Origin of the sequence: Methylobacterium sp. WL64 (assembly GCF_008039945.1) — a bacterium.
In the GTDB taxonomy this organism is placed as follows: Bacteria; Pseudomonadota; Alphaproteobacteria; order Rhizobiales; family Beijerinckiaceae; genus Methylobacterium.
This window is the reverse complement of the sequence record NZ_VRVA01000168.1, coordinates 1-8,545: the sequence shown is the minus strand read 5'-3', so window position 1 is coordinate 8,545 and position 8,545 is coordinate 1. Positions and strand designations below refer to the sequence as shown.

Below are 8,545 nucleotides of genomic sequence, written 5' to 3'. Positions count from 1 at the left end.
CACGACGACACCCGCCACGGCACCACGACCTTGTTTGCCGCCCTCGACGTCCTGGAAGGCACCGTGCTCGGCCGCTGCATGCAGCGCCATCGCCACGGTGAGGTCATCCGTTTCCTCAACACCGTCGAGGCGGCAGTCCCCGCGGGCAAGGCGATCCACGTGGTGCTCGACAATTACGGCAGCCACAAGCACCCAAAGGTTCGCGCCTGGCTCACCCGCCACCCGCGATGGACCTTCCACGTCACACCGACTTCGGCCTCTTGGCTCAATGCCGTCGAGGGCTTCTTCTCCGCGCTGACGCGCCGTCGCCTCCGGCGAGGCACCTTCACCGGCATCGTCGACCTACAGGCCGCCATCAAACGCTACATCGGTGAGCACAACCAAAGCCCACGACCCTTCGTCTGGACCAAGCCCGCCGCCGCCATCTTCGACGCCCTCAATCGAGCCCCTGAACCATCCGTCTGAGTCAATGCACTAGGTCCTCGCGGGCGGGTGTTCCATCTGGTTGAACGTCCGATTAAACTGAAGTGTTGTGCCATAAGTCACCCTTATGCGAATCGCCCGGCGAAACAGCCGTCGCGCTGAATGTCCGCTATTGATGAGCGGCCGAGGCTCCTTGAGTGACCGGGATGGGCGCAAAGCCGAACGGCTGGTTTTGCACATACGATCTCAATCCATCGCCGGGTTTACCGTGGGTATTTCAGCACTTGCGGTGCGTAAAAAGCAAACGGCTCAGGACGTCGCGAGAAAACCCGCAAGGATAGCCAATCCAACAACCACCCAAGTCACGTAGTCGCCAATCAAGCCGCTATGAACCTGTTCCAAAAGTCGGGTCGGTCTCGATTGCGTTACGCGGACCGGCCTCGAAAGCCAGTGTGGCAGTTTATGGCGGCCGAGTGCGTAGGCCGCGACCACGAGTGCTAGAGCTAGGCTGAGCCAAGGCAGCCACTCAGGTCCGTGCCCCAAGCTGCCACCCTGGTGCATGAAGGCTGGTGTCGCTTTGGCGGCGAGGCGCGCGACCCCAGCCTCCGGTGCCGCGATGTTCAGGGCTAGCAGGACCAGACAGGGCGCCAACATCAGCCAGAGCGGGCGGTTGGCCTTCTCTCGCTCGGCTTCGCTCGGCGCCTGCGCCTCGTCGCCGGGATCCGGCCCAAGTCCAAGAAAGATCCGGCCGGCGGCGCGCAGGACCGCCGCACCGGTGAGCCCCGCCCCGACCACGGTCGCCGCGACTGCGAAGGGGTGGCCGCCGTCGAGGAGGGCGCCCTGAAGCACGCGGGTGCCCTGGTCGAGGAGGCCGAGCGGCAGGCCGCACAGCAGAAGGCCGCCGAGCGCCATCGCGATGCCGGCGGGCCCGATCCCGCGGCCGAGGCCGCGCAGGGCGATCTCGTCGATCCCGGCGCGAGTGGCGAGCAGGATGCCCGCCACCATGAACAGCGCGCCCTTCACCAGCCCGTGGCCGACAAGGTAGAGAAGCAGACCGCCGGTGCCGCTCTGCGACAGCGTTCCGATACCGAGCAGCATGATGCCGGCGTGGCTGATCGTCGAAAAGGCGAGCAGGCGCTTGAGGTGGCGCTGGAGTAAGGCCATCCAGCCTCCCACGAGCGCGGTAGCACTGCCGGCGCCGATCATGAACAGCGAGACCGCCCCGCGGACCTGTTCGGAGCCGGAGAACACCACCGCGGTCAGCTTGGCGAGCCCGAACAGTCCGAGCGAGACCATGGCGCCGGAGAAAATCACCGACACCGGGCTTGGGGCCACCGCGTGGGCGTCGGCGAGCCAGAACTGAAACGGGACCACGGCGGCCTTGATCATCAGCGCGGTGGCGACCAGGCAGAAGGCGCCGGCAGTCACCGGATCGCGCCCTGCATGGGCGACCGCGCGGGCCAGTTCCTCGAAGTCGAGCGTGCCCGCACGCGCGTAGATCAGCCCGATGCCGCCGAGCATCAGGAAGCCCGCGAGGCTATTGGTGACGGTGAAGTTCAGGGCGCCGGCCAGCGCCGATTCGTCGAGATGATAGGCGGTCAGCGCGAAGGCCGCGACGCTCATCACCTCGAACCACACGAACAGATTGAACAGGTCGCGGGTGAAGACGAATCCGACCATGGCCGCCAGGAACAGCAGCATCAGGATCTGAAAGTGGCCGTGGGTCTCCTCGAAGAAGCCCCAGGCGAAGACGAAGCTCGCGGCAAACAGCGTCCCAATGAACGCCGCGACCCAGCCGCTCGCGGCATCGACCGAGAAGCCGATGCCGAGCGGCATGCCCGCCCGCGGCGTCCAGCCGCCGAACCAGTAGACCAGCGGTGCGTCCGCCGCCCGCACGGCGATCAGGCCGCAGAGGGTTGCAACCGCGAGCGCCGTCAGGCTCGCGAGGATGTCGGGCCAACGACCGGGCATGAGGTGGGCCGTCGCGAGCAGGGCCGCGCACATCGCCAGCGGCAGCGCCACCGGAAGGGGCGGCAGCACCGCGCTCGGGATCCAGCCGAGCGAGAACCAATCCGGCATCAGAGCTGCGCCTCCGCGCCAGGTTCCTGACGCGCGCCGACGCGTCCGCCGCCGGCATTCTTCCGCATCGGTCGGAGCCGCTCCGGGTCGAGTGTGCCGCTACGCTTGTACACCTGCAGCGTCAGGACCAGCAGCAGAGCGGTCAATGTCGCGCCGACGACGATGTCGGTGAGCACGAGCGCTTGCATCACCGGGTCGACGGCGGGTGTGCCGGGCGGGTGGTCGTAGAAGATCGGAGCGATGGCGTCCCAGCGGTAGCCGATGCCGAGAAGCAGCACGTAGGTGGCCGATTGGCAGACCGAGAGGCAGCCGATCAGATGGATGTAGTTCCGGCTGGTGCTGATCCCGAACAGGCCGATGCCGAACAGCCATGCGGCAACCGCGTAGGGGAGCCAGCTCACGCGTCTTCTCCCTTCGGATCGTCCGATTGGTCGGGTTCCCGGGTCTCCTCCATGAATTCGAGGAAGAGCTGAGTGAAACCACCCGCGACGGCCGCCGCCACGCCGAGATTTTCCACCAGCATCAGGCCGCCGGAAAAGAGGTCGCGAAACGTGCCCAACGGCAGCACGTTCTCCATGAACGCGGCTCCGACCAGCATCGGCGCCAGGCCGCAGAGCACGAAGAGCAGCGCGCCGCCGCCTTCCATGACGTCGAGCCACCGACTGCGGACGCTATCGCGCCATCCGGAATAGCCTTCGCCGAGGTAGATCAGCAGGGTCGCGGACGCGAGGATCACGCCGCCCTGGAAGCCGCCGCCAGGCGTCACGGTGGCGTGCAGCACCACGTAGAGCCCGAACAGGGCAGTGATCGGCCCTGCGATGCGGCAGGCCAGGACCACCACCTCAGCGCGCGGCAGAACCCGACGGCCAGAGAGCCGAACTGCGCGGTCGGTAATCGCCTCGCCGCGGCTGCCGCGTAGGAGCACGACGGTACCGGTGATGGCGGCCAGCAGCATGAACTCCTCGCCCAACGTGTCGAGCCCACGGATGTCGAAGTTGATCGCGCTGACCATGTTGGCGACGTGACGCTCGGCCGGTGCGATCGCGTTGATCCGCGCGCCATAGGCCGCGATGTCGGCGCCGAAATCCGGCATTGCCCGGATCGCCGAGACGGCGCAGGGCACGAGGACGAGGCAGGCAAGCCCGAGCAGGACGAGGCGCCACCGTACGTTCATGCGTCCTCAGGAGATTTCTCGTGGTCACCGGGATCCGCCGATTGGCTCGGCGCAGCGGTCCGCACGGCGCTCAACGCCACCACGAACAGCAACGGTACGGCCGCGGTGCCGACGGCGAGTTCGGACAGTGCCACATCCGGCGCCTGAAGCGCGGTGAAGAGTACGGTCAGAACGAGTCCGTTCAGCCCGATCGCGAAGACCTGGCGGCGGGGCTCGCGGATCAAGACCACTGCCGTTCCGCTGGCGGCGGTAAGCAAGAACAGCAGGACGAGGATTACGCTCACGCCGACGATCCTTCCCGCAAGAGCAAGGCTCGGCCGACCACGTGGGAGAGTACTGCGCTCCAGGCGACCAGGAACGTCATCAGCACGGCGATCTTCAGAGAGCGGCCCGAAACCCCGTCCGCTACGAAAGCTGCCAGCGTAACCGACATACCCGCCGCCGCATTGAGGAAGGCGACCGCGTGCAAGCGGTCCAGCGCCCGCGGCAGCCGCAAAACGGCGAGGCAGGCGATCCAGATTGCCGCGACCGCCAGGCTGAGCAGGGTTGCGAGGATCGTCGCGCTCACAACCAGCGCTCCACGAACATTGCAAGAAGCAGAGTTCCCGGCAGCGTCAGCAGCACCAGGGTGAGGGCGAGGTCGGTCAGTGATGGCTGGTCGGTAGCGAAAGTCAGGAACGTCAGCAGGATCACCGCGATCGAGCTCGCTAGCTGGTAAGCTGCAAGGCGCTGCCCGATGCGTCCACGCCAACCGATCGCTGCGGCGATGGCAAACGGCGGAACGAGAGCTCCCGATGCCAAAATCCATGGGCTCATGTCGGCGTCTTTCGTGCCGGTTGGGTCTCCAAGGCATGGAGCACGACTTCTGATCGCCCGGGATCAAGGCGAAGGACATAGCTACGCGGCGCCAGAGAAGCGGCGAAAACACCGAGTGCCCGTTCAGTCTGCGCCTCCGCGCCGCTATCGTCCGGGGCGACCCGAAAGACCGACGCCATAGGTCGGATCCGGATCGACCCGGAGCCGGTGCCGCCGCCGATCGCTCGCATCAGCTCGAATCCGACCTGGAGGGTCTGTGCGGGCAGGTTCGCCACCGCGCCCGCCAAAGGGCGCAGCATGCCCACCCGTAGGCGGAAAGCCGGGTCGCCGATCCGCCCGACGCGCCGCGCCCAGAGCGTACCGAGACTGGCGCAGACCACGTCGGCGAGGCCCTCAGTCGCACTGATCGAACCAGCGAATACGCCGTAGACAGCGGCGAGGAAGATCCAGGTTGCGACAGCTGCGAAGGTCACGCGCGGCACTGGACGCTCCAGTCCAGCGTCGGAAATCTCTCCCGCCATCGAGGGCCCTCACCGAACCTTGGCGCTGAATGCGTGTCGACGTAGGCGTAGACCGCGGCCAACGCGGGTACAATGGCGACGGCTCAGTGCGGGATGGGCCTCGAAGATTTGTGATGCGGAGTCGGCCCCGAGCGTCCGGAGTCGCCTAGCGCCAACGGCACGGACCTCGGCATCGCGTTCCGAAACCGAGCCATCCGCCACCGGCGATTTTCACAGAACCGACCCCGGGGAAAGGAGTTGTGCGGGCATAGGAGTAAGCGATGTCGACGCTGACGAACGATGACCGCAAGTCGCTCTCCAAAAAGGATTTTGCCCTCCCCGACCAGAAGCGTTTCCCGGTCGAGGACAAAGCGCACGCCCGAAACGCCAAGGCTCGAGCCGCGCAATCCGAGAAGGCTGGCAATTTGTCCAAATCCGATCACGCGAAGGTCGACGCCAAGGCCGACAAGGTGCTGGGCAAAGACTGATCTCCCTCCTGTCTCCTGTCGCTGAGCAAACACGAGATCGTATGCCTGATTTGCTGCGACGCGCCGGGCCGCCAGAGCCGGTTCCGCATGTCGATCCTCCGCGCGCGTCCGACCCACGTTTCACCGAAGTCGTGCCTCACCACGCCCGCCTGGTCTCGCTCTACGACGAAGCGATCTTCAGCGAGGGGCCAACTTGGTGGCCCGCCCGGGACATCCTGGTTTGGTCAGATGTCGAGGGCCGCCGGGTTCTCGGCTGGCATCAAGACGGCTGCGTGCGGGTCGTGATCGACGCGACGCCATTCATCAACGGCAACACGGTCGACCGGGACGGCAACCTCATCCACTGCGAGCACGGCAACCGTCGATTGTCCCGCACAGCTCCGGACGGAAGCTACACGGTGGTAGTCGAAAGCTACAAGGGCCGCCGCTTCAACGCGCCGAACGACGTGGTCTGCGCCCCCGATGGCGCCCTATGGTTCACCGATCCCGCCTACGGCCTGCGCCAACCCAGGCAAGGGGCGCTGGCCGAGTCCGACCTTGGCCATCACAGTGTCTACCGCTTCGACCCGACCACCAGCGTGGTGCGGCGCATGACCGACCTCGGTCAGCCGAACGGCCTCGCCTTCGCGCGTGACGGACGCACGCTCTACGTCAGCGACACCTCTCGTACGGAGGGTGACGACGGGCACACGATCTACGCCTTTCCCGTGCGTAATGATGCCAGCTTAGGGGAGCGCCGGGTGTTCACCGAGATCGAACCAGGCGTGCCAGACGGCTTTCGTGTAGACCGACGTGGCTGGATCTGGACGAGCTCCGAGGCAGGGGTCCAAGTGTTCTCCGCTCTGGGGCACCGGCTTGGGCTGATTCCAACGCCGCAAATTTGCACCAACCTCTGCTTCTCACCGGGTGAGCGGCGATTGTTCGTCACCTCGAAGCAGCATCTCTACAGCCTCGATCTCGCTTGTCCTGCGGACTGAAATGAGATCAAGAAGCTGTTAGATTGCGTGCAATGCCGTTAGGGAACGGAACTTGCGGAGCACGCAGTGCGAAGAACGTAGGGCTACCGCCCAGCGGCCCCCGTAACCTTTTGCGTCCCGCCTGTGCCTACAGACTTGAAAGGCTAGCTGCAGGAGCGTCCGCTTACGGGATACTGCCGAGGTCGGCCGAATGGCGGCAATGAGCGTAAAAATGACGATACCTCATGGCTTGAGCGTAGTGCTTATCAAGAGCTATCACCACCTTCACCCGCGTTGACGGCCACTTCTGCGGCTCAGCCAGGGTGTGGTCCCATGCGGCGCCGGTCGTGCTCAATCGCGAACACATGGCTGTAGAGGTTGGCCACCCAGCTCCGTCCTTCCACTGTCAGATTCAGAAAGCGCACCGCGTCCTCGATGACCGGTTCGATCTTGCCCCAGAAGAATGTAGGATACCGCTCCGCGAGGTCGGCCGGGCTGGCATAGCCGAGTTGGGCGTCGAGGCCGACCTCGGCGAACTCGTGGAACAGCGCGTTCAGTTTGCGTGGGTAGAGCGGATCGCCGAGTTGCCCGATCAGGTCCGCCGCACGCATCAGGCCAGCTTCGGTCCCAGTCTCCCGGTGCTCATCGTCCGCGGGCACGGGGAAACGGGTCAACTCGATGGCCCGCATCACCCGCGGCGCATCGACGAGATCATGCGTGCCGAAGCGCTCTTGCACCGCCAGCTTCGAACGCTCGATGTGGTAGGGCGCCAGCGCCGCGTCCGAGGCACCCCGCGGCAAACCGATGGTCGTGCCCTGCGGGTCGATGACGAAGGCGTTCGCCCGGTCACCTGAGCAGACACCGCGCACGTAGCCAATGTCATGATACAGGGCGGCCAGGATCATGTGCAGCCAATCCTCCGGCGTGATGCCCTTGTCGAGGAACCGGCCGCGCAGGATGTCCTGAGCCACGAGGGTGACGAGGGCGGTGTGGTCGCCATCGTGGTAAAGCGCGTCGCTGCCGACGATGCGCTCAATGGTCAGACGTGCGGACGCCTCGATCACCTCGGCGAAACGTGGTTCACGACTGCCGAAGGTGCGCTGGTAGGTGACCGCGAGGTGCTCGCCCAGCGCGTCGGCCAGCATCTTCGTTACATCGAACATGACTGGACTCTCGCAAATCGTACAAACGCCCACACGGCCTGCTGTGTCGATCAGCATCATGACATCAAGTGAGCGGCGGCCCATATTGAGCAAGGCGCCCCGCGAAATGTCGGGGCGTCAGACTTCGGGGCAGGCTCGTAGGAACTCATAGCCGTCGTGGCTGCGCGCGCATTCCCCGGCTCGGCCGGTCCCGAGATCGAGGCGCTGGCAGGCACGATCGAGCGCGTCACTTTCCACAGCCGCGAGACCGGCTTCTGCGTGCTCAAGGTCCAGGCTCGGGGCAAGCGCGACCTCGTCCCGGTGATCGGGCATGCCCCCGCCATCGCGGCCGGCGAGTGGATCACCGCCACCGGCATCTGGCACACGGATCGGCAGCACGGCGTGCAGTTCAAGGCCGACACCCTCAAGGTCACGCCACCCACCGGGGTCGAGGGCATCGAGAAATACCTCGCCTCCGGCCACATGCGCGGCATCGGCCCGGCCATGGCTAAGCGCATCGTCGCGGCATTCGGCGAGGGCACGTTTGAGATCATCGAGGCCGAGCCGCAGCGGCTGCCCGAGGTTGCCGGCATCGGCCCGAAGCGTGCCGCCCGCATCATCGCTGGCTGGGCCGAGCAGAAGGCGGTGCGCGAGATCATGCTGTTCCTGCACGCCCACGGCGTTGGCACGGCACGGGCGGTGCGGATCTTCAAGACCTATGGCCACGACGCCATCGCGGTCATGACCGAGGATCCGTATCGGCTGGCCAAGGACATCCGCGGCATCGGCTTCAAGACCGCCGACGCTATCGCGATGAAGCTCGGGCTGACCCCGGAGGCACCGCAGCGGCTGCGCGCGGGCATCTCGTTTGCCCTGCAGACGGCGACCGACGGCGGACACTGCGCGCTCCCTGTGGTGGAACTGATCAAGCTCGCGAGCGACCTCCTCGGCGTCGAGGCGGCGCTGA

At 65.9% G+C, this 8,545-nt stretch carries 12 protein-coding genes; 4 read left to right on the top strand and 8 right to left on the bottom strand.

The window, feature by feature from the left end; genetic code table 11:
- Positions 1–465: IS630 family transposase (locus tag FV242_RS30985; protein WP_147941604.1), on the top strand; the 465-nt coding region annotated here is incomplete at its 5' end.
- Between the two features lie 267 nt (positions 466–732).
- Here FV242_RS30985 and FV242_RS30980 read toward each other — a convergent pair.
- Genes FV242_RS30980 through FV242_RS30950 form a run of 7 tightly spaced genes read right to left on the bottom strand, consistent with a single transcriptional unit; the run spans position 733 to position 5,013 of the window.
- Positions 733–2,502: a complex I subunit 5 family protein gene (locus tag FV242_RS30980; RefSeq protein WP_147941603.1), complete on the bottom strand. Its 1,770-nt coding sequence runs from the start codon at positions 2,500–2,502 to the stop codon at positions 733–735.
- Positions 2,502–2,903 (bottom strand): sodium:proton antiporter, encoded by a 402-nt coding sequence (locus tag FV242_RS30975; RefSeq protein ID WP_147941602.1) that lies wholly within the window; start codon positions 2,901–2,903, stop codon positions 2,502–2,504. The genes FV242_RS30980 and FV242_RS30975 overlap by 1 nt, the downstream gene beginning before the upstream one ends.
- Complete coding sequence (locus tag FV242_RS30970) at positions 2,900–3,676, bottom strand: MnhB domain-containing protein (protein ID WP_147941601.1); 777 nt, start codon at positions 3,674–3,676, stop codon at positions 2,900–2,902. Before FV242_RS30970 ends, FV242_RS30975 begins: the two co-directional genes overlap by 4 nt.
- A complete protein-coding gene (locus tag FV242_RS30965) occupies positions 3,673–3,960 on the bottom strand; it encodes a DUF4040 domain-containing protein (protein WP_147941600.1) in 288 nt (95 codons plus the stop codon). Before FV242_RS30965 ends, FV242_RS30970 begins: the two co-directional genes overlap by 4 nt.
- Positions 3,957–4,244 (bottom strand): monovalent cation/H(+) antiporter subunit G, encoded by a 288-nt coding sequence (locus tag FV242_RS30960; protein WP_147941599.1) that lies wholly within the window; start codon positions 4,242–4,244, stop codon positions 3,957–3,959. Before FV242_RS30960 ends, FV242_RS30965 begins: the two co-directional genes overlap by 4 nt.
- A complete protein-coding gene (locus tag FV242_RS30955; protein ID WP_147941598.1) occupies positions 4,241–4,492 on the bottom strand; it encodes a monovalent cation/H+ antiporter complex subunit F in 252 nt (83 codons plus the stop codon). The genes FV242_RS30960 and FV242_RS30955 overlap by 4 nt, the downstream gene beginning before the upstream one ends.
- Positions 4,489–5,013 carry a hypothetical protein gene (locus FV242_RS30950; protein WP_187278631.1) on the bottom strand — a complete coding sequence of 175 codons (525 nt, stop codon included), beginning with the start codon at positions 5,011–5,013 and terminating at the stop codon, positions 4,489–4,491. Before FV242_RS30950 ends, FV242_RS30955 begins: the two co-directional genes overlap by 4 nt.
- A 260-nt stretch (positions 5,014–5,273) precedes the next feature.
- Between FV242_RS30950 and FV242_RS30945 the strand changes: the two genes are divergently transcribed.
- Together FV242_RS30945 and FV242_RS30940 are read left to right on the top strand one after the other, a co-directional pair.
- Complete coding sequence (locus FV242_RS30945; RefSeq protein ID WP_147941597.1) at positions 5,274–5,480, top strand: hypothetical protein; 207 nt, start codon at positions 5,274–5,276, stop codon at positions 5,478–5,480.
- Between the two features lie 41 nt (positions 5,481–5,521).
- Entirely contained in the window at positions 5,522–6,457 is a 936-nt protein-coding gene (locus FV242_RS30940) for an SMP-30/gluconolactonase/LRE family protein (RefSeq protein ID WP_147941596.1), read from the top strand.
- A gap of 293 nt (positions 6,458–6,750) precedes the next feature.
- On the opposite strand, the gene FV242_RS30935 is transcribed toward FV242_RS30940, so the two are convergent.
- Positions 6,751–7,599, bottom strand: a complete 849-nt coding sequence (locus tag FV242_RS30935; RefSeq protein WP_147941595.1) for a metal-dependent phosphohydrolase — start codon at positions 7,597–7,599, stop codon at positions 6,751–6,753.
- Positions 7,600–7,755: 156 nt separating this feature from the next.
- On the opposite strand from FV242_RS30935, the gene FV242_RS30930 reads away from it, so the two are divergent.
- Positions 7,756–8,545 (top strand): helix-hairpin-helix domain-containing protein (locus FV242_RS30930; RefSeq protein WP_246692969.1); only part of this gene is annotated, 790 nt, incomplete at its 3' end.